General features: G+C 71.7%; 16 protein-coding genes. 5 read left to right on the forward strand and 11 right to left on the reverse strand.

Going from position 1 to position 19,709, the window contains the following annotated elements; all coding sequences use genetic code 11:
- Positions 1-148: 148 nt before the first annotated feature.
- The 3 genes from ABH928_RS26935 to ABH928_RS26945 form a co-directional block, all read right to left on the reverse strand.
- Positions 149-1,138, reverse strand: coding sequence for a malate dehydrogenase (locus ABH928_RS26935; RefSeq protein WP_370071000.1), 990 nt, complete (start codon positions 1,136-1,138; stop codon positions 149-151).
- Between the two features lie 205 nt (positions 1,139-1,343).
- A complete protein-coding gene (locus ABH928_RS26940) occupies positions 1,344-1,766 on the reverse strand; it encodes a DUF3017 domain-containing protein (protein WP_370071002.1) in 423 nt (140 codons plus the stop codon).
- Between the two features lie 112 nt (positions 1,767-1,878).
- Positions 1,879-2,757 (reverse strand): bifunctional methylenetetrahydrofolate dehydrogenase/methenyltetrahydrofolate cyclohydrolase, encoded by an 879-nt coding sequence (locus ABH928_RS26945; RefSeq protein WP_370071004.1) that lies wholly within the window; start codon positions 2,755-2,757, stop codon positions 1,879-1,881.
- 255 nt (positions 2,758-3,012) lie between these two features.
- Here ABH928_RS26945 and ABH928_RS26950 point away from each other — a divergent pair, with 255 nt between their 5' ends.
- Together ABH928_RS26950 and ABH928_RS26955 are read left to right on the forward strand one after the other, a co-directional pair.
- The gene (locus tag ABH928_RS26950) at positions 3,013-3,537 is read left to right on the forward strand and encodes a DUF2752 domain-containing protein (protein ID WP_370071006.1); all 525 of its coding nucleotides are present in this window, start codon (positions 3,013-3,015) and stop codon (positions 3,535-3,537) included.
- 87 nt (positions 3,538-3,624) lie between these two features.
- On the forward strand, positions 3,625-4,383 hold the full coding sequence (locus ABH928_RS26955) for an RDD family protein (protein ID WP_370071008.1): 759 nt from the start codon (positions 3,625-3,627) through the stop codon (positions 4,381-4,383).
- An 86-nt stretch (positions 4,384-4,469) separates the two neighbouring features.
- Here ABH928_RS26955 and purH read toward each other — a convergent pair whose 3' ends face one another.
- On the reverse strand, positions 4,470-6,053 hold the full coding sequence (purH, locus tag ABH928_RS26960) for a bifunctional phosphoribosylaminoimidazolecarboxamide formyltransferase/IMP cyclohydrolase (RefSeq protein WP_370071010.1): 1,584 nt from the start codon (positions 6,051-6,053) through the stop codon (positions 4,470-4,472).
- A gap of 78 nt (positions 6,054-6,131) precedes the next feature.
- Entirely contained in the window at positions 6,132-6,818 is a 687-nt protein-coding gene (gene purN / locus ABH928_RS26965) for a phosphoribosylglycinamide formyltransferase (RefSeq protein ID WP_370071012.1), read from the reverse strand.
- Positions 6,819-7,136: 318 nt separating this feature from the next.
- On the opposite strand from purN, the gene ABH928_RS26970 reads away from it, so the two are divergent.
- Positions 7,137-8,099: a hypothetical protein gene (locus ABH928_RS26970; RefSeq protein WP_370071014.1), complete on the forward strand. Its 963-nt coding sequence runs from the start codon at positions 7,137-7,139 to the stop codon at positions 8,097-8,099.
- Here ABH928_RS26970 and ABH928_RS26975 read toward each other — a convergent pair.
- Complete coding sequence (locus tag ABH928_RS26975) at positions 8,053-9,546, reverse strand: DUF6350 family protein (RefSeq protein ID WP_370071016.1); 1,494 nt, start codon at positions 9,544-9,546, stop codon at positions 8,053-8,055. The genes ABH928_RS26970 and ABH928_RS26975 overlap by 47 nt on opposite strands.
- Positions 9,547-9,955: 409 nt before the next feature.
- Here ABH928_RS26975 and ABH928_RS26980 point away from each other — a divergent pair, with 409 nt between their 5' ends.
- Positions 9,956-11,377: a hypothetical protein gene (locus ABH928_RS26980; RefSeq protein ID WP_370071018.1), complete on the forward strand. Its 1,422-nt coding sequence runs from the start codon at positions 9,956-9,958 to the stop codon at positions 11,375-11,377.
- A gap of 118 nt (positions 11,378-11,495) precedes the next feature.
- Here the strand turns inward: ABH928_RS26980 and sucD are convergent, their stop codons facing one another.
- Positions 11,496-12,377, reverse strand: coding sequence for a succinate--CoA ligase subunit alpha (gene sucD, locus ABH928_RS26985; protein ID WP_370071020.1), 882 nt, complete (start codon positions 12,375-12,377; stop codon positions 11,496-11,498).
- 17 nt (positions 12,378-12,394) lie between these two features.
- Complete coding sequence (gene sucC, locus ABH928_RS26990) at positions 12,395-13,570, reverse strand: ADP-forming succinate--CoA ligase subunit beta (RefSeq protein ID WP_370071022.1); 1,176 nt, start codon at positions 13,568-13,570, stop codon at positions 12,395-12,397.
- Between the two features lie 508 nt (positions 13,571-14,078).
- Between sucC and ABH928_RS26995 the strand changes: the two genes are divergently transcribed.
- Positions 14,079-14,702 carry an ATP-binding protein gene (locus ABH928_RS26995; protein ID WP_370071024.1) on the forward strand — a complete coding sequence of 208 codons (624 nt, stop codon included), beginning with the start codon at positions 14,079-14,081 and terminating at the stop codon, positions 14,700-14,702.
- Positions 14,703-14,730: 28 nt separating this feature from the next.
- On the opposite strand, the gene ABH928_RS27000 is transcribed toward ABH928_RS26995, so the two are convergent.
- The 3 genes from ABH928_RS27000 to ABH928_RS27010 all read right to left on the reverse strand — a co-directional run bounded on the left by ABH928_RS27000 (position 14,731) and on the right by ABH928_RS27010 (position 19,683).
- Positions 14,731-15,852, reverse strand: a complete 1,122-nt coding sequence (locus ABH928_RS27000; RefSeq protein ID WP_370071059.1) for a VWA domain-containing protein — start codon at positions 15,850-15,852, stop codon at positions 14,731-14,733.
- Between the two features lie 152 nt (positions 15,853-16,004).
- Positions 16,005-18,512, reverse strand: a complete 2,508-nt coding sequence (locus ABH928_RS27005) for a DUF5682 family protein (RefSeq protein WP_370071026.1) — start codon at positions 18,510-18,512, stop codon at positions 16,005-16,007.
- Between the two features lie 10 nt (positions 18,513-18,522).
- Positions 18,523-19,683 carry an AAA family ATPase gene (locus ABH928_RS27010; protein WP_370071028.1) on the reverse strand — a complete coding sequence of 387 codons (1,161 nt, stop codon included), beginning with the start codon at positions 19,681-19,683 and terminating at the stop codon, positions 18,523-18,525.
- Between the last annotated feature and the right edge of the window lie 26 nt (positions 19,684-19,709).

Consider the following 19,709-nt stretch of genomic DNA (forward strand, 5'->3'; position numbering starts at 1 on the left):
CAGGCGTACGGCAGTCCGGCGGTGGTGCGCTGTGCCGCTCCCTCGGGGTTCCCTCCCCGTGCGCCAGTCGCGGCGCGCTCAGGATAGCCGGACGGCCCGGTCGACGAGGCGACCGGGCCGCTCAGTGAGACAGCGGAGAACGCGGCGCTCAGATGAGGCCGAGCTGCTTGACCGCGTCGCGCTCCTCGACGAGCTCCTTGACGGAGGCGTCGATGCGGGCGCGGGAGAACTCGTTGATGTCCAGGCCCTGGACGATCTCGAACTTGCCGTTCTTCGCGGTGACCGGGAAGGAGGAGATGATGCCCTCCGGCACGCCGTAGGAGCCGTCGGAGATGACGCCGGCGGAGGTCCAGTCGCCCTCGGCGGTGCCGTTGGTCCACGTGAAGACGTGGTCAATGGCGGCGTTGGCGGCCGAGGCGGCGGAGGAGGCGCCACGGGCGTCGATGATGGCGGCGCCACGCTTGGCGACGGTCGGGATGAACTCGTCGGCCAGCCACTTCTCGTCGGAGACTGCCTCGGCGGCGTTCTTGCCACCCACCTCGGCGTGGAAGATGTCCGGGTACTGGGTGGCGGAGTGGTTGCCCCAGATGGTCAGCCGCTTGACGTCGTCGACGCCCACGCCGAGCTTCTTGGACAGCTGCGCCACAGCGCGGTTGTGGTCCAGGCGGGTCATCGCGGTGAAGCGGTCGGCCGGGACGTCCGGAGCGTGGTTCTGGGCGATCAGGGCGTTGGTGTTGGCCGGGTTGCCGACAACCAGGATGCGGATGTCGTCCGCGGCGTTGTCGTTGATGGCCTTGCCCTGCGGGCCGAAGATGCCGCCGTTGGCCGAGAGCAGGTCCCCGCGCTCCATGCCCGCGGTGCGCGGACGGGCGCCGACCAGCAGGCCCACGTTGGCGCCGGCGAAGGCGGCGTTCGGGTCGTCGAAGATGTCGATGCCCTTGAGCAGCGGGAAGGCGCAGTCGTCGAGCTCCATCGCGGTGCCCTCGGCGGCCTTGACACCCTGCGGGATCTCCAGCAGGCGCAGCTTGACCGGCACGTCCGCGCCCAGCAGGTGGCCGGAGGCGATACGGAAGAGCAGCGCGTAGCCGATCTGGCCGGCCGCGCCGGTCACGGTGACATTGACGGGGGTGCGGGTCATTTCTACCTTCTCCAGCAGTCGCCGACGCGTCTCTCGACATCGAGAGAACCAGCGTCAGGCTATCGCAACCCGACCGGACGGAGGGCGCGGCGTCACCACGCCCTCGGGAGTCCTTCGTCACGTTTCCGCAGCGCCCATGCCGGACCGGCATCACCCCAGGTCAAAGCGGCATTACCGGGTTCGCGGGAAACCGTGGAACGCGCCGTCAGTCACCACTCGTGCTGTGCACGAAATCGCCCAGGGTGTGCATCAGCGGCAGGTTGATCACGGGATCGGGTTGCGCGGCCAGGGCCAGCACGATGATGAGCACGCCCATCAGACCCATCACCACGATGTCGGTGAACCGGCTGCGCACCGCCAGCATCCCGACCTCCGGCAGCACAGCCCGCAGCACCGCCCCGACCAGCATCCCGACGCCGACCGTGACGATGCCCGCCCGCCACGCGTCCAGCGCGGTGACCAGCAGGCCGACGCCGACGACCGCCAGCACCACCACGATCGGCCACTGCCGCACCGGCACCGGCTTGTCGTTCCCGGCCGCAGCGGAGCCGCCCTCGGGACGGAACGTCCCGGTGGTCTTCACCGGCGGCCTGCGCGGCGCCTTGTGCTTGTGCTCGGCGGCGGCCATGTCACTCACGCCTGCGCGGCCCGAGCCCGGCGCGCTTCCGCCCGCCGCGCTTCCGCTTGTTGCTCGCACTTGCCCTCGCCTCCGCTCCGGGCGGGTACCGGCCGCTCGTTCCTCACGCCCGATCCCCACCCTCCACTGCGCCTCGGGCTCGCCGCTCGGCCGCCTCGACCACGTTCTGGAGAAGCATCGCCCGCGTCATCGGCCCGACACCACCCGGGTTCGGGGAGATCCAGCCGGCCACCTCGGCGACCTTCGGGGCGACGTCACCGGTGTAGACGCCGTCGACACGGCTGACGCCGACGTCGAGGACGGTCGCGCCGGGACGGACGTCCTCGGGCTTGATCAGGTGAGCCACGCCCGCCGCGGCGACGATGATGTCGGCCCGGCGCAGGTGGTCGGCGAGATCACGGGTGCCGGTGTGGCAGAGGGTCACCGTCGCGTTCTCGCTCTTTCGGGTGAGCAGCAGACCGATCGAGCGCCCGACCGTGATGCCGCGGCCGACGACGCAGACGTCCGCGCCGTTGATCTCGATCTTGTGCCGGCGCAGCAGCTCGACGATGCCGTACGGGGTGCAGGGCAGCGGGCCGTCGATGCCGAGCACCAGGCGGCCCAGGCTCATCGGGTGCAGGCCGTCGGCGTCCTTGTCCGGGTCGATCAGCTCCAGTACCCGCTTCTCGTCCAGGTGCTTGGGGAGCGGGAGCTGGACGATGTAGCCGGTGCACTCCGGGTTGGCGTTCAGCTCGCGGACGACGTCCTCGACCTGCTCCTGGGTCGCGTCGGCGGGGAGCTCGCGCTGGATGGAGGCGATGCCGACCTGCGCGCAGTCGCGGTGCTTGCCACGGACGTAGGAGTGGCTGCCGGGGTCGTCGCCGACCAGGACGGTGCCGAGGCCGGGGGTGATCCCCTGGGCCTTCAGCGCCTCGACCCTGGTGACGAGCTCGGACTTGATCGCTGCGGCGGTGGCCTTGCCATCGAGAATCTGGGCGGTCATGAGGACATTCTCCAGGATCGCCGAAGCCGGTGTGCACGCCGGTGCTCCCGTTGTTGTACGCAGGACTGGAATGGCGTCTCCCAGTAGCACACGGACCGTGCTGGTCCGGTTGCAAATCTGCCACAACTCCGTGCCCGTCCGCTTTCGAGGTGGACAGCGGACGGGCGGATCGCAACGATGGTCCGGTACGGAACGACGGCGACACGAATTCGGGGGATGAGATGAGTATGTCGAGCGCCTTGCGGTGACCGTCTGATGAGCGTTCATGAGATCGGTCATCAGCCCGTCACGTTTCAGGGGATCAGCCACCAGGACGTCAACCGGCCCGATACGGGCACGGGTACGGGTACGGACATGGCTCGGGGTCTGCGCGCCGCGTGGAAGACCCGCTGGTCCAGGATCACCGCGAGCCGCTGGGGCGGCCCGGTGCGCGTGCTGCTGCGAGGCAGCGGCGCAGGCGTCCTGGCAGTGGCGGCCGCGGAGGTCCACGCGACGCACGACCCCGGCGTGCTCTGCCCGTTCCGCCGGTTCACCGGCATACCGTGCCCGGTCTGCGGCAGCACCACGGTGTTCATGGAATTGGGCGCCGGGCATCCGGTGGCGGCAGTGGCGGCCAATCCGGTCACCGTGCTGATCGGCCTGGGCCTGCTCTTCGCGCCACTCGGCGGTGGAGCATGGTGGTGGCGTCTGCCCGCGCGGAAGAAAAACATCGTCATCTTCTCCGCGCTGGGGGTCTCCTGGCTCTGGCAGTTGCACCGGTACGGCTTTCTGCCCTCCTGAGTGTCACCGGACTCCGATAATCTCGCCGACTGTTCTTCGTTCTTCGTGTTTCACCGTCATCACCACTCCCTGCCCGGAGGCATGAGCATGAGTTACCCGCCCGACCCGAACAACCCTTACGGCCAGCAGCAGCAGAACCCTTACGGCCAGCAGCCGCAGCAGCCGCAGCAGCCGCAGCAGCCGGGCTATGGGTACCCGCAGCAGCAGGCGCCGCAGCAGCAACAGCAGCAGGCCTACGGCTTCCCGCAGCAGCAGCAGCCGCAGGCGGACGCGTACGGCCAGCAGCAGGCGTACGGCTACCAGCAGCAGCCGCAGGCGGGCTACCAGGGCTACGGCACCGACCCGTACGCGGGCTACGCGCCGCAGGGCCAGTACGCCAACTGGGGCCAGCGCGTGGGTGCTTACTTCATCGACGGCCTTATCGCCGGTCTGGTGCCGTTCATCCTCTACATCATCGCCGGGGTGGCTTTCGCCACCTCGTACACCCCGGGCACCGTCGACCCGACCACCGGCGCGTACACCCCCGGCACCACCAGCGGCGGCTCCGCCGGCCTGGCCGTCGTCTTCTACCTGCTGGCCTTCGTCATCGGCCTGGGCGCGACGCTGTGGCTGTGCCACCAGGAAGGCACCACCGGCCAGACGCCCGGCAAGAAGCTCCTGAAGATCCGTCTAGTCCGCGAGTCCGACGGCCAGGTCGTCGGCTTCGGCGCCGCCTTCGTCCGCAAGCTCGCGCACTTCCTCGACGGCCTGGCGTGCTACCTCGGCTTCCTGTGGCCGATCTGGGACGCCAAGTCGCAGACCTTCGCCGACAAGGTCATGAACACCGTCGTCATCACCAGCAACTGACACGGCTGTTGCAACGGGTGAAGGCCCGCAGCTCCGAGGAGGAGCCGCGGGCCTTCGTCATGCCGCCGTTACGGCATCAGCCGTGCTCAGTGGAAGAAGTGCCGCGTACCCGAAAGGTACATGGTGATCCCGGCCTTCTTGGCGGCCTCGGCCACCAGGTCGTCGCGGACCGAACCACCGGGCTGGACCACGGCCTTGACGCCGGCCTCGATCAGCACCTCCAGTCCGTCCGGGAACGGGAAGAAGGCGTCCGACGCGGCGAAGGAACCCTCGGCCCGCTCGCCGGCGCGGGTGACCGCGAGCTTCGCCGAGTCGACGCGGTTGACCTGGCCCATGCCGACGCCGACCGAGGCGCCGTCCTTGGCCAGCAGGATCGCGTTGGACTTGACGGCCCGGCAGGCCCGCCAGGCGAAGGCCAGCTCGGCCAGTTCCGCCTCGGAGAGGGCCTCGCCGCAGGCGAGGGTCCAGGTCGACGGGTCGTCACCGGCCGCGTCGATCCGGTCGGCCTGCTGCAGCAGCACGCCACCGGTCACCGCGCGGGTCTCCACGGTCGGCAGCGCGGGGGTACCGCGCAGCACGCGGATGTTCTTCTTCCGCGCCAGCACCTCGACCGCGCCCGGCTCGAAGTCCGGGGCGAAGACGACCTCGGTGAAGATCGGCGCGATCTGCTCCGCCAGCGCCACCGTCACCGGGCGGTTGACGGCGATGACGCCGCCGAACGCCGAGACCGGGTCGCAGGCGTGCGCCTTGGCGTGGGCCTCGACGACGTCCGCGCCGACGGCGATGCCGCACGGGTTGGCGTGCTTGATGATCGCCACGCACGGCTCGGTGTGGTCGAACGCGGCACGGATCGCGGCGTCCGTGTCGGCGTAGTTGTTGTACGACATCTCCTTGCCGTGCAGCTGCTCGGCGGCGGCGATGCCCTTTCCGCTGCCGTCCACGTAGAGCGCGGCGGCCTGGTGCGGGTTCTCGCCGTAGCGCAGCACATTCTCGCGCTGCCAGGTCGCGCCGAGGAACTTCGGGAAGCGCTCCTCGTCGGCCGGGGCGTAGCCGTCGGCGAACCAGGAGGCCACCGCCACGTCGTAGGCGGCGGTGTGCGCGAAGGCCTCACCGGCCAGACGCTTGCGGGTGGCCAGGTCGAAACCGCCTCCGGCGACGGCCTTCAGCACGTCCGCGTAGCGGGCGGGCGAGGTGACCACGGCCACCGACGGGTGGTTCTTGGCGGCGGCGCGGACCATCGACGGGCCGCCGATGTCGATCTGCTCGACGCACTCGTCCGGGGTGGCCCCCGACGCGACGGTTGCCTCGAACGGGTAGAGGTTCACGATGACCAGGTCGAACGGCGCGACGCCCAGCTCCTCCAACTGCGCGCGGTGCGACGCGAGGCGCAGGTCGGCCAGGATGCCGGCGTGGACGCGCGGGTGCAGGGTCTTGACGCGACCGTCGAGGCACTCGGGGAAGCCGGTCAGTTCCTCGACCGGGGTGACCGGCACGCCCGCGCCGGAGATCTTCGCCGCGGTCGAGCCGGTGGAGACCAGCTCGACTCCGGCCGCGTGCAGGCCCTGGGCCAGCTCTTCCAGGCCGGTCTTGTCGTAGACGCTGACGAGCGCCCGACGGATGGGACGAACGTTCTCGGAGGTGGGCTGCGGCTGGTTGCTGCCTGAGCTCATTACCGAATCCTTCTGCAATGCCCCGGCGAGATGACCACCCCGCCGGCGCGGTTTATGTGGTGTGGTGCCCGCGTGTGGTTATTCGGCGGCTCCGGCCGAGGGCACCGGGATCAGCACCCGGCGTCCGTCGATCCGGTGGCCCAGTCGGGCCAGCCGTCCCACCGCGTCGACGAGCAGTTTCCGCTCGACGTCCTTGATGCGCTCGTGGAGCGCCTCGCCCTCGTCCAGGTAGTCCGAGTCGGCGACCTCGACCACGCCCTGGGCGATGATCGGTCCGGTGTCCACGCCCTCGTCCACCAGGTGCACGGTGCAGCCGGTGACCTTGACCCCGTACGCCAGCGCTTCACGCACGCCGTGCGCGCCGGGGAAGGAGGGGAGCAGGGCGGGATGGGTGTTGACGATGCGGCCCGCGAAGCGGGTCATGAACGCGCCCCCGAGGATCTTCATGAAGCCTGCGGAGACGACCAGGTCCGGGGTGTGCAAGGCGGTGGCCCCGGTCAGCGCCTCGTCCCAGTCGGTGCGCTCGGGGTAGTCCTTCACCCGGTGCACGAACGTGGGAATGCCCGCCTTCTCGGCGCGCTCCAGACCGGCGATGCCGTCGCGGTCCGCGCCCACGGCGACGATGACGGCGCCGAAGGCCGGGTCGGCGGCGGCGTCGATCAGCGCCTGCAGATTGGTACCCGAACCGGAGACGAGGACGACAAGCCGGGCGGGCGCCGCGGGTGCGGCGAAGTCCAGCGGTGCACTGCCGGGCGCAAGAGCCACTGCTCGGTCCTTCAGGTCGGGCTGACGCCGCCGGAGTCGTACACGGTTCGTCGTGCACGGTTCACGAGGCGTGCGTCGAGCTCATCGGGTGGCAGTCGCGGGGTGTCATCTCGTGACCGGCATCCGCGTCCGCCGAACGGTGTCCGCGGCTTTCCCGCGAACCGGACGGGAACCTCCTGGGCGCGCCATCCGTCAGCAACGATACCGGCAGCTGTACGCGCGCCTGAACCCCGGCCGACGATCACCGGCGTGGATCATCCTGGGGTCGCACGCCACGGATGCTCCGGTAGTGAGAGGGTGTCTTCCGACAGGGAGACCGTGCGAGCAGGAGTTGCGGCGAAGACGATGGGCCACACCGGCGACACCAAACCGACCGGCGAGCAGGCGCGCGACCCGTTCGCGCCGCCGCCCGAGGGCACGCCCGACCGTCCTTGGCAGCCGCGTCTCCCCGCTCCCGCAGCCACCGGGCACGCACACGCCTCCAGCGACGGTGCCGGCACAGGTGCCGGTTCGCAGGGCGACAAGGGTGCGCCGCCGGAGGACGCCCGTCCCCAGGCCCAGCCGGGACACGCGCAGCCGCCGCAGGGACGGCCCGGCCAGGGCCAAGGTCATGGCCAGGGCCAGCCGCCGCAGGACCAGCCGCCGACGCGTGGGCGGGCGCAGGTCCCGCCGCCGCACCCGTGGAGCCCCGGCTACCAGGGCCAGCAACCGCCGCTGCCACGCTTCTACCCGCAGCAGCCGCCCCGGTTCGACCCGTCCGACCCGGTCCAGCGCCGCGCGCGTTACGCGCTGCTCAGCGGCATGTGGGGCTTCCTGTTCCTGATCCTCGGCGTGCCGTACCTGACGCTGCTGCTCGGCGCGCTGGCGGTGTACTGGGGCGTCAGCGCACTGCGCGGCACCGCGAAGACGCCGCAGAGCGCCGCCACCACGCCGAACATCTTCCAGTCCCCCGGCGCGGGCAACGCCCTGCCGCCGCAGGCTCCGCAGCAGCCGTCCCAGTCGTCCCAGCCGTCCCAGCCGGGCTGGGCGGGGCAGGGCGTCGGCCACTCCGGCTACTACCCGATGGCGCCGGTCAAGCCGCAGGCCCCGGCCGCGATCGGCGGCCTGATCGCCGGTGCGGTCAGCCTGGCGCTGGTCGCCGTGGTCTTCGGCGTGCAGCTGTACTACAAGAGCTACTACGACTGCGAGGCGAACGCGCCGACCAAGCAGTCCTACAGCCAGTGCGCGACCTCGGTCACGCCCCGGCCTCCGGCCTGGCTCGTCCAGCTGAACGGCGGCTGATCCAGAACCGGCGAGCCAGACTCGGCTCGCCCGTCCCGGAGGCGGCCCAGCCCTCGGGAACGAGGTCGGCGACGAGGTCCTTCGATTCCGTCCCGAGGTCGGTTCCGGTACCGGTCTCGGACTGCGCGGCTCGCTCGGTCGCACGTACCGCCGCGCGTTCCGCGCGGCCCGACCACCAACGGTGCAGGAACGCCGCGGGCAGGCCGGCACCCGCGGTCCAGCCGAACGCCGCAAGGGCGGTCCACCCGACCGGCGGCCCGACATGCGCGAGCGCGACGTCTCCCAGCGCTCCCCCGGCCCACAGCGCCACGGCCGCCGCGATCCCGGCGGTACAGGCCGACGCGCAGAGCACCGTCATCGCGAGCGCCCATCGGCCCGTCCCGGCTGTCGTGGCCGTCTCGTCGGCCTCGTCGGACTTGTCGGCGTCATCGGACTCGTAGGCCTCATCGGCCTGGTCGCCCGATGAGTTCGCAGGCGCACCCGCGGAGTCGCGGCCGAGCGCCCAGCCGACCACCGCTCCGGCGACGAGGGGCGTCAGCAACGCGATCAACCCGAGCACCGAGCGTCCCGGCCCGGGGACGATCGCCAGCAGCGGGAAGGCGATCGGCGGCAGCGCCTGCGTGCCGGTGGCCGCAGCATGCGCCGAGAGGGTGAATCCCGGTCCCAGTGCCCAGGACGCCCCCCAAACGGCGGCGTTCGGCAGCAGCACGATGCAGAGCAGCAGCAGCCCGACCCGTCCGGGCACGTCCGGCGCGAGCTGCGCGGCGAGCCCGCCGACGGCGCTCAGGTGCACCAGCAGCGCCACGGTCAGCACCAGCGCGCCGCTCCCCAGCAGGGCCAGCGCCCCGGCCGTGCCCGCCCGCAGCACGCGGTCCCGGTAGGGCGCGAGCGCACCGATCCGGGCTTGCGTGGCAGCGAACCGGCCCTCGGGTGCGACCACCGGCCAGATACCGAGCCACTGCCCTCGGGCCCGCAGCGCGGCCCAGGCTGCGGCGATCCCCCACTCCCCGGTCCGGCGCCGCGCACCCGTCATCGCGGCGGGCAGGGCCGTCAGCACCACCCACAGCAGGTCCGGCAGCGGCTCACTCTGCAACGCTCCGGCGAGCCCCAGCAGGGCGACAAGGAGTCCGACGGCCGCGTACCCGGCGACAACGCTGCCGATCCGTCCGGTACGGGCGGCCGCGCGGTGGACGAGCACGACGGCCAGGGCGGTGACGGCCAGCGGCGCGACCCCCAACGTCGCCGACCCGACCGGGTCCTCCCAGCGGAGCGGGCCGCCGTGCCCGAGCAGCCACAGCCCTCCGGCCAGGCGTGGCACGGCAAGCAGACTGTCGTCGGCGTACGGGGTGACCACCCACAGCAGGAACACGGGCACCGCGACCAGTCCCCATCCGGCGACGGCCGCTGCGGCGCCGGCGAGAAGAGCGGGTCGGTCGAAATTCGCCATGGTTCAGCGTGGGACCGAGACACGCCCGATCTGTCACAAAACATGCAGTTGTCACTCTTTGCTCCAACAATTCATATATGCGACTGAGCCTCACCCCGGCCACAGCGATCCTCGAGGTGCCCGCATGACCGCGCCCGCACCGCGCCGCCGCACCAAGAAGCAGGCCCAGGCTGCCCGCCGCTCCGCGGCAGGGGCAGCAGGGGCGGCAGGGCACAAAGCTCAGGCCCCGGACAAGATGACCGAGGTCGGAGCCGACGCTCCGTCAGCTGCCGCCTCCCTGCCCGCCGAAGCGCCTGCCAAAGCACCTGCAAAGGCTCCACCGAAGGCATCCGGAGCGCAGCAGAAGTCGGAGACCCGGCCTCAGCCGCCCCCTCCCCCAAGCCTTGTGACAACCCCACAAAACGCGGCTGTGCAGCAGCCGTCCGCACCGACCCTCTCCTCGCTGGCCCCTGCGCCGGGTGCACCGGGACGGCACGGCTCCGTCGGTCACGCTCCGCCCGCCGCGACCCGCAGTGTCGACTCCGGATCAGGGCCGCAGGTCAACGGCCATGGGAAGGCCAACGGCACCGTCAACGGCAAGGTCAACGGGAACAAGTCGCCGCTCGCCGCGCCGAGCGCCCCCACATCACCACCCACGTCGCCACCCGCTCCCCCGCCCATGGCCACGCCAATGCCCACGGCCGAGACGTTCGACGCCCTCTACCGCGACGCCGGGCCGCGCCTGGTGCAGCAGACCTACCTGCTGACCGGCAGTCAGCACCGCGCCGCGCACTGCGTCCGGCGTGCCTTCCAGCAGGCCTGGACGGACTGGCGCATCGTCAGCCTGGACAGTTCGCCGGAGGGCTGGGTGCGCGCCGCGGCCTTCGAGCTGGCCCTGTCGCCGTGGCACCGCGGCGGCCCGCGCATGCAGCACCTGCTGCGCCTGCCGCACCGTCATCTCACCCCGGCTGCCGCTCCCAAGGCGGACCCGAAAGCGGCCGCGCAGGCGGACCCGGAGCAGGCCGGCTCCGACAAGGCGCTGATGAAGGCCCTGATGCGGCTGCCCCGCCCGCAGCGACGGGCCCTGGTCCTGCACGACGTGATAGGGCTCGACTGGGCGCAGACCGCCGCCGAGGTCGAGGGCAGCACCCCGGTCACCTTCGGCCGCGTGGCGCGGGGCCGCCGCGCGCTCGCGGAGGCCGTGCCGGGCGTGGTGGGGTCGGACCCGGAGCAGAGCGGCTTCGGCCGTCGCCTGGGCGCGCGGCTGCGCAGGACCGCCGAACGCGGCTGTGCGGGTATGGAACCGCTGACCGCACCCGGTGTCACCCGCACCCGGGCCCGGCTCCACGACCACGGCCTCACCCTGGCGTCCGGCGTGCTGACGTTGGCGACGGCGGGCGGCTTGGCGGCCTCGCTGTTGTGGGGCACTCCGATGCACCCGGCGGAGCGGCCGATCATCGTCCACCCCAACCCGAACGCCACCCAACTCGCCCTCTACTCCCCGGCCCAGGCGCAGCCGAAGCACCTGCCGCACCAGAGGCTGCCGTCGATCCCCGTCGACTGGGCCGAACGCGCCCGCTACGAGGCCGCCCTGGCCAAGCAGAAGAAGCAGCAGGCAGCCGACGCCGCCAACTCCAAGGGGAAGCAGGCCGGCCCGACCACGCAGTCCAGCCCGACCGCCCAGCCGACGACGGGCGCCGGGACGAGCACAGGGACGAGCGCCGACCAGAACAGCACGCCGGCTCTCTGCCGGATCTTCTCCCTTCCCTGTGACCGCCCCGGTCATTCAGGGCACTCCGGCCACGGCGGCCACCAGAAGAAGTCCTCCTCCACCAAGAAATCCCACCACTGACCACTGACAACTGACGGCTGACAACGCGAAGCCGCCCTGCCGGAGGGATCTCCGGCAGGGCGGCTTCGCGTGCGCGTTGCGTGCGTCAGGCAGTCAGGCGGTCAGGCGGTCAACCGTCTCAGCCGATCAGCTCGCGGGCCAGGCGGGCGGTCTCGGACGGCGTCTTGCCGACCTTGACACCGGCGGCCTCGAGGGCCTCCTTCTTCGCCTGGGCCGTGCCGGAGGAGCCGGAGACGATGGCGCCGGCGTGGCCCATGGTCTTGCCCTCGGGCGCGGTGAAGCCCGCCACGTAGCCGACGACCGGCTTGGTGATGTGCTCCTTGATGTACGCGGCCGCGCGCTCCTCGGCGTCGCCACCGATCTCACCGATCATCACGATGATGTCGGTGTCGGGGTCGTCCTGGAACGCCTGAAGGGCGTCGATGTGGGTGGTGCCGATGACCGGGTCGCCACCGATGCCGACGGCCGAAGAGAAGCCGATGTCGGACAGCTCGTACATCATCTGGTACGTCAGGGTGCCGGACTTGGACACCAGACCGATGCGGCCGACCTTGGTGATGTCGGCCGGGATGATGCCCGCGTTGGACAGTCCGGGGCTGATCAGACCGGGGCAGTTCGGGCCGATGATGCGGGTCTTGTTGCCCTTCTGGTTGTTGTACGCCCAGAAGTTGGCGGTGTCGTGGACCGGCACGCCCTCGGTGATCACGACGGCCAGCGGGATCTCGGCGTCGATGGCCTCGATGACCGCGGCCTTGGTGAACGCCGGCGGAACGAAGATCACGGAGACGTTGGCGCCGGTGGCCGCGATGGCCTCCTTGACGGTGCCGAAGACGGGCACCTCGGTGCCGTCGACGTCAACGGTGGTGCCGGCCTTGCGCGGGTTCACGCCGCCGACGATGTCGGTACCCGAGGCGAGCATGCGGCGGGTGTGCTTCATGCCCTCGGAGCCGGTCATGCCCTGGACGATGACCTTGCTGTCCTTGGTGAGGAAGATAGCCATTCTCGGTTCCCCAGCCCTTACTTCGCAGCCGCGAGCTCAGCGGCCTTGTCGGCCGCGCCGTCCATGGTGTCCACCTGCTGCACGAGCGGGTGGTTCGCGTCGGTCAGGATCTTGCGACCCAGCTCGGCGTTGTTGCCGTCCAGGCGGACGACCAGCGGCTTGGTGACGGCCTCGCCCTTGCTGGAGAGCAGCTCCAGAGCCTGGACGATGCCGTTGGCGACCGCGTCGCACGCGGTGATGCCACCGAAGACGTTGACGAAGACGGACTTGACGTCCGGGTCGCCCAGGATGATCTCCAGGCCGTTCGCCATGACCTCGGCGGAGGCGCCACCGCCGATGTCGAGGAAGTTGGCGGGCTTGACGCCGCCGTGGTTCTCACCGGCGTAGGCGACGACGTCCAGGGTGCTCATGACGAGACCCGCGCCGTTGCCGATGATGCCGACCTCGCCCTCGAGCTTGACGTAGTTGAGGCCCTTCTCCTTGGCCTTCGCCTCGAGCGGGTTGGCGGCGGCCTTGTCCTCCAGCGCCTCGTGCTCCGGCTGGCGGAAGCCGGCGTTCTCGTCCAGGGAGACCTTGCCGTCAAGCGCGATGATCTTGCCCTCGCCGGTCTTGACCAGCGGGTTGACCTCGACCAGCAGGGCGTCCTCGGCGATGAAGACGGTCCACAGCTTCTGCAGGACCTCGGCGACCTGGTCGGCGATCTCGGCCGGGAACTTGGCCGCGGCGACGATCTCGGCGGCCTTGGCCGGGGTGCAACCCTCGACAGCGTCGACGGCGACCTTGGCCAGCGCCTCGGGGTTCTCCTCGGCGACGACCTCGATCTCCACGCCGCCCTGGACGGAGGCCATGGCCAGGAAGGTCCGGTTGGTCCGGTCGAGGAGGAAGGAGACGTAGTACTCCTCCTTGATGTCCGCCGTCTGGGCGAGCATCACCTTGTGGACGGTGTGGCCCTTGATGTCCATCCCGAGGATGGCCTTGGCCTTCTCCACGGCGTCCGCCGGGTCGGCGGCGAGCTTGACGCCGCCGGCCTTACCACGGCCACCGACCTTCACCTGAGCCTTGACGACCGCGCGGCCGCCCAGGCGCTCGGCGACCGCAGCAGCGGCCTCCGGGGTCTCGATGACTTCACCGTCCAGCACCGGTACACCGTGCTTGGCGAAGAGGTCCCTCGCCTGGTATTCGAACAGGTCCACGCGCGTCCGTCCTTGTGATCGCGACTGCTTGTCTTCCCAGCGTGCCGCACACGACCGATGTCGGGCGGGGGCGCGGGGGCCCTGGCAGGGGTCCTGGCGTCAGCGCCTTCGCTACGGGGAGCACACGGCGGCGTGGCACGCGGCATGTCCGTCTCGCAGGTTATCGCCGTCCGGGGTGCGGGGTTCACCTGGGAGGCTCCACAGACCGGTGATAACCATCACAACGGGGGTACGGGCGGCGCGGCGCGCGACTCCGCTGTTCGGTCCTGCCCGCCGGCGCGGCTCCGCGCGGCGTCCGATTCGGCGTCGGTCCGGCGTCTGTTCCGGCGTCCGGTCCGACGTCGGCTCGGCGTCCTTCAGGGTGTGCGCTTCTGATTCACTCCGGCCGTTCGGTGGACATCCATGGAAGGACCCTTGCGCCGGGAACCCGGCAGGTATAACGGATACATCACAGAGCGTGGTGAACTCCCGCCACCCGTGTCCGAAGTGCCCGAGAAGCGGACGCCCGATGCACAGCACTCACAGTCCCGGCGCGGCCGCAGACGCGCTTTCCGCCGGTGCACTCTCCGACGGTGCGCTCTCCGAGGGTGCGCTCCCCGACGGCGGAGACAGCCGCGACGGAGGCCTCGACAGCGGCTGCGACGAGGGCGGCGGTGAGGGCTGCGACGACGGTCCAGGACACAGAGCCCACGCGTCCGAGCTCGGCGCGGCCCGTTCCAGCTGGCCCATGGACCGCCAGGCAGCAGCCACCTTCGCCGCCGTCGCCGCGTCGGTCGCCCGGGCCCGGTTCTTCGTGCGGATCACCGCCGCCATGTGGCGACTCGCTCCGGACACGCTGGCCGACACCGAGCTGTGCATGTCCGAGCTGGTGGGCAACGCCGTCCGGCACACCAGCAGCGAACGCCTGCACTGCCGGCTGTGGAGCGCCCGGGGGATGCTCTTCGTCGAGGTGGACGACGAGGACCTGCGCGACGTCCCCCGGGTCGCCCGCGCGGGCGAGGACGACGAGGCCGGACGCGGCATGCTGCTGATCGACACCTTCAGCACCGCCTGGGGCGCCGTCCCCCGCCCCGGCGCGAGCGGAGAGACGGTCGGCAAGACGGTCTGGGCGGCACTTCCTCTGCCGCGCTGAGCCATGTGGGTGAAAGCCCCGCTTCCGCTCACTCGGCGGGTATCGGCAGCGGCTGCTTCTGCAGTGCCGCCGCCATGACCTCCGGAAAGAGGTCCGGCGTGCAGGCGAACGCCGGTGCACCGAGTGCGGCCAGGGCTCCGGCGTGCTCGCGGTCGTAGGCGGGCGCGCCCTCGTCGCTGAGCGCCAGCAGCGCGATGAACTGCACCCCGGCGGCCTTCATCGCCGCCACCCGCTTCAGCATCTCCGTCCGGATGCCGCCCTCGTACAGGTCGCTGATCAGGACCACCACGGTGTCGGCGGGCCGGGTGATCTTCGACTGGCAGTAGGCCAGCGCCCGGTTGATGTCCGTGCCGCCGCCCAGGCGGACGCCGAAGAGCACGTCCACCGGGTCGGCCAGTTCCTCGGTCAGGTCGACGACGGAGGTGTCGAAGACGACCAGCCGGGTGCTGAGCGAGTGCATCGACGCCAGCACGGCGCCGAAGACGGACGAGTGGACCACCGAGGCGGCCATCGATCCGGACTGGTCGATGCAGAGGATGACGTCCTTCTTCACCGCCCGCTGCGCCCGCGCATAGCCGACCAGACGCTCGGGCACGACGGTGCGCTGCTCCGGCAGGTAGTTGGCGAGGTTGGCCCGGATGGTGCGGTTCCAGTCGATGTCGTGGTGGCGTGGCCGGTGGGTGCGGGCGCTGCGGTCCAGCGCGCCGCCGACCACCGAGCGGGTGCGCGTGGCGATCCGGCGTTCGAGGTCCGCGACGACCTTGCGGACCACCGCGCGGGCGGTCTCCCGCGTGGTCTCCGGCAGCGCCTTGCCGAGCGAGATCAGTGTGGCGACCAGGTGCACGTCCGGTTCGACCGCCTCCAGCATCTCCGGCTCCATCAACAACCGGGCCAGGCCCAGGCGTTCGATGGCGTCCTGCTGCATCAGCTGGACCACGCTGGTCGGGAAGTAGCTGCGGATGTCGCCCAGCCAGCGCGCCACCTGCGGGGCGGAGCCGCCCAGCCCGGCGCTGCGCGTGCCCGACCCGGAGCCCTCGGGCCGCTGCTGGTAGAGCGCCGCGAGGGTCCGGTCCATCGCGGCGTCCCGCCCGGCGAGCGCCCGCCCGGTCCCGTCCGCGTCCCCGCCGAGGGCCAGCCGCCAACGACGCAGTCGCTCGTCGTGATCGTCGTGCTCGTCGTGATCGTCGTGCTCCTCGTGAGCGCCGTGCTCCTCGTGAGCGCCGTGCTCCTCGTGAGCGCCGTGCTCCTCGTGAGCGCCGTGATCGCCGGTGCCCCGAGCGTCATGTGTCGTCTGTTGCCGCGTCACTTCGTCTCTCCCGTCCCCGTCCCCAGAATCAACTGGACCGTGGCCAGAGCGGGCGCGGCCCGCTCGGCGTCGAACCCGACCGCGAAGCCGAGCGGCGCGTCCATCGGGCGGTCGCGCCCTGACATGCCGTCACGCACCCGCTCGCCGACGCTGCGTCGGACACCGGCCTCCAGCCGGGCAAAGGTGCGGCGCAGCAGCGGAAGCACGTCCGGGAACACGTCCTCCGGGATCGCGGCGATCCAGGCGTCGAGCAGCGCGAGCAGGCGCTGGTCGTGCACCAGCAACATCCCGCCGCCGGCGAGGAAGCCGTCGACCCACGCCGCACCCTCGGCGGGCGGGACCCCAGGCGTCAGCACCAGCCCGAGCAGCCGGGCCGTCTCGTCCTCCGCCAACCGGCCGTCGTCCAGCAGCAGTCGGGTGGCCCGGCCACGAACGACTCCGGCGGCGAGCTCACGCCGCACCAGGCCGCGCAGGCAGGCGACCCACTGCTCCGACACGTCCGGTGTTGTTGGCTGACGCCGCGCGGTGGGCGCGGTGGACGCGGTCGGCTCGGCCTCCTGGGTCTGCTCAGTCAACTCGGTCAGCTCGGTCAGCTCGGCGGCGGGTTCCGTCTCCGAGAGCGTCGTCGCAAGCAGGCCGATCGCGCTGTGGGTGGCCGTGATCCGGTCGGCCAGCGCGGCTGCCGCCACCGGCTCGAGCGACGTGGCCGCGGCGGGCAGCCCCACGCAGATGCGCACGGCCAGGGAGGTCGCCAGCTCGCTCAGCAGCCCGGCTCCGGTGGACCGGACGTCGCCGTAGCGCAGGGAGCGCACCAGCGCCGGGAGGGCGTCGGCAAGATGGTCCACGTCGGTGTCGAGCGCCGCACGGTCCGCCAGGCAGCGCAGCACCACCGGAAGGGCCTCCGGCAGCGCGGCGAGCAGGCAGCGCTCCGCCAGCGCGGTCACCTCCCCGAGCCGACCGGCCTCCACCGCCTGCGCCGAGGCACGCGCCGAGGCAGCCGCCTCGACGGTCGTGCCCCACACGCCCGCCTCGGCGACCTTGACCGCCAACTCCGGCTCCCAGGCCAGCTCCCAACTCTCCCGGAAGGTCCCGGTGGAGCGGGTCTGGGAACGGGCGGGGACCGCCCAGTCGATGCCGAGCAGCGTCAGCCGGTGAAGCAGCCGACTGCGTGCCGCGTCCAACTCACGCCGCAGATCCAGGTCGAGGGACCGGACCCGGGCCTCGGGTTTGAGCCGGAGCTCGCGCTGAAGCCGGGTCAGGTCCCGCTGCAGCGGCACGGCTGGTGCTCCCTCCGGCACCTCGCCGAGCGCGTCGCCGACGACCAGCCGGTCCTCGATCAACCGCAGCGGCACGTCCGAGCCGTCGCACAGCACCGCGCGGACCGCGTCGACCGTCTCCGCCAGCCCGGCCAGCGGCCGACCGCGGACGACGGCCAAGGTCTCCGCCAGCCGCACCGCCTCGATCACGTGCGCCGAGGAGACGGCGTGGTCCTCCTCGCGCAGCAGCACCGCGACCTTGGTCAGCCAACGCTCCACGACCCGCTGGCCGTTCGCCTCGAACAGGTGCTGGTACCAGCCCGGGGAGGCGATCCCCGCCCCGTAGCCGGTGGCCTGCGAGAGCCGACGATGCGTCCACGGCACCCAGGTCAGCTCGACCTTGACCTTGGGCAGGCCGCGCAGCAGCGCGTTGTCGGCGGCGGCCGTCGACGCCTTGGGCTCGAGCGCGGGCACGTGCCAGGCGCCGCAGACGACGGCTATCCGCTGGTGCCCGGCCTTGGCCGCGACCCGGATCTGCTTGCGCATGTGCGCCTCGCGGCGCGCGTCCCCGGGCGTGACCGGAACCCCGGCCCGCAGCTCCCCCATCGCCTCGGCGAGAGCGCGGAACGGCGCCAGGGCGTCGACGGGCGGCGCGTCGGCGTTCCCGTCAGCGCTCACGTCGATGCTTCCGTCAGTGCTTCCGTCTGCGCCCCCGGACGAGGCCATGCGTGCCGGGTGGGTGTGCTCGACGACGTCGTCCCACCAGCGCTCGGCATCCTCCTGCCCGGCAGCGCGCGCGAGTTCGGCGATCGGGTCCAGGAGCAGCGTCGCCACGGACGTCTCGACCGGATCGCCGTTCTCGGCCCGCTCAGCCTTCTCGTCCTTCGCGTTCTTCTCATCCTTCTCGTCCTCGTCGTCGCTGGTGGCGAGGGCGAAGGTGTGCGCCGCCGGCAGGTCGACGAAGCGCACCGGGATTCCGCCGTCGAGGGCGTGCCGCAGCGCGACCCACTCTGGCGAGAACGCGGCGAACGGCCAGAACGCCGCCCGCGACGGCTGGTCCACGACGTGCGCGAGCAGCGCGACCGGCGGCGTCATCTCCTTGCTTGCGGCCAGCGGCAACAACGCGTCGGCCTCGGGCGGCCCCTCGATCAGCACCACGTCCGGCCGGAACTGGGCCAGCGCCGCGCCCACGGCCCGTGCCGAGCCGGGACCGTGATGGCGGATGCCCAACAGGGCGGTCTCCGTCAACGCCGCCTCCTCAGCGCGCAACCGCGTCGCGGCAGCTGCGGTAGAAGTCCTTCCAGTCCGCGCGCTCTCGCACGACGGACTCCAGGTACTCCTGCCAGATCAGCTGATCCGTCGCCGGATCGCGGACCACCGCGCCGAGGATGCCCGCGGCCACGTCCCCCGCGCGCAGTTGACCGTCACCGAAGTGCGCCGCCAGCGCGAGCCCGTTGGTGACCACGGATATGGCCTCGGCCGTGGAGAGCGTGCCGGAGGGGGACTTGAGCTTGGTCCGCCCGTCGGCGGTGACGCCGTCGCGCAGCTCCCTGAAGACCGTGACCACGCGCTGGATCTCGGCCAACGCGGTCGGCGTCTCCGGGAGTTCGAGCGAGCGGCCGAGCTCGGTGACGCGGCGGGCGACGATGTCCACCTCGTCGTCGAACGAGGCGGGCAACGGCAGCACCACCGTGTTGAAGCGCCGTCGCAGGGCGGAGGACAGCTCGTTGACGCCGCGGTCGCGGTCGTTGGCGGTGGCGATCAGGTTGAAGCCGCGGACGGCCTGCACCTCGTCGCCCAGCTCGGGGATCGGCAGCGTCTTCTCGGAGAGGATGGTGATCAACGTGTCCTGCACGTCGGCCGGGATGCGGGTGAGCTCCTCGACCCGGGCCGTCATGCCCTCCGCCATGGCGCGCAGCACCGGACTCGGGACCAGGGCCTCCCGGCTGGGGCCCTCCGCGAGCAGCCGGGCGTAGTTCCAGCCGTAGCGGATCGCCTCCTCCGGCGTGCCCGCGGTGCCCTGGACCAACAGCGTGGAGTCTCCGCTGACCGCGGCGGCCAGATGCTCGGACACCCACGTCTTGGCCGTGCCCGGCACACCGAGCAGCAGCAGCGCCCGGTCGGTGGCGAGGGTGGTCACCGCGACCTCGACGATCCGACGTGGACCGACGTACTTCGGCGTGATCACCGTGCCGTCCGGCAGCGTGCCGCCGAGCAGGTAGGTGGCCACCGCCCAGGGCGAGAGCCGCCAGCGCGCCGGACGCGGCCGGTCGTCCGCGGCGGCGAGCGCCGCGAGCTCGGCCGCGTACGCCGTCTCGGCATGCGGCCGGAGCACGGCCGGAGCCTCGGCCGGGGTGTCGAGCACAGGGTCGGACACGGGGTCGGGCACGGGGACGGAGGGTGTGGTGGACGTGGACATAGGTCTCCTCAGGGAGGAAGGCACCA

This window comes from Streptacidiphilus sp. MAP5-3 (genome assembly GCF_041262505.1).
Lineage (GTDB): Bacteria > Actinomycetota > Actinomycetes > Streptomycetales > Streptomycetaceae > Streptacidiphilus.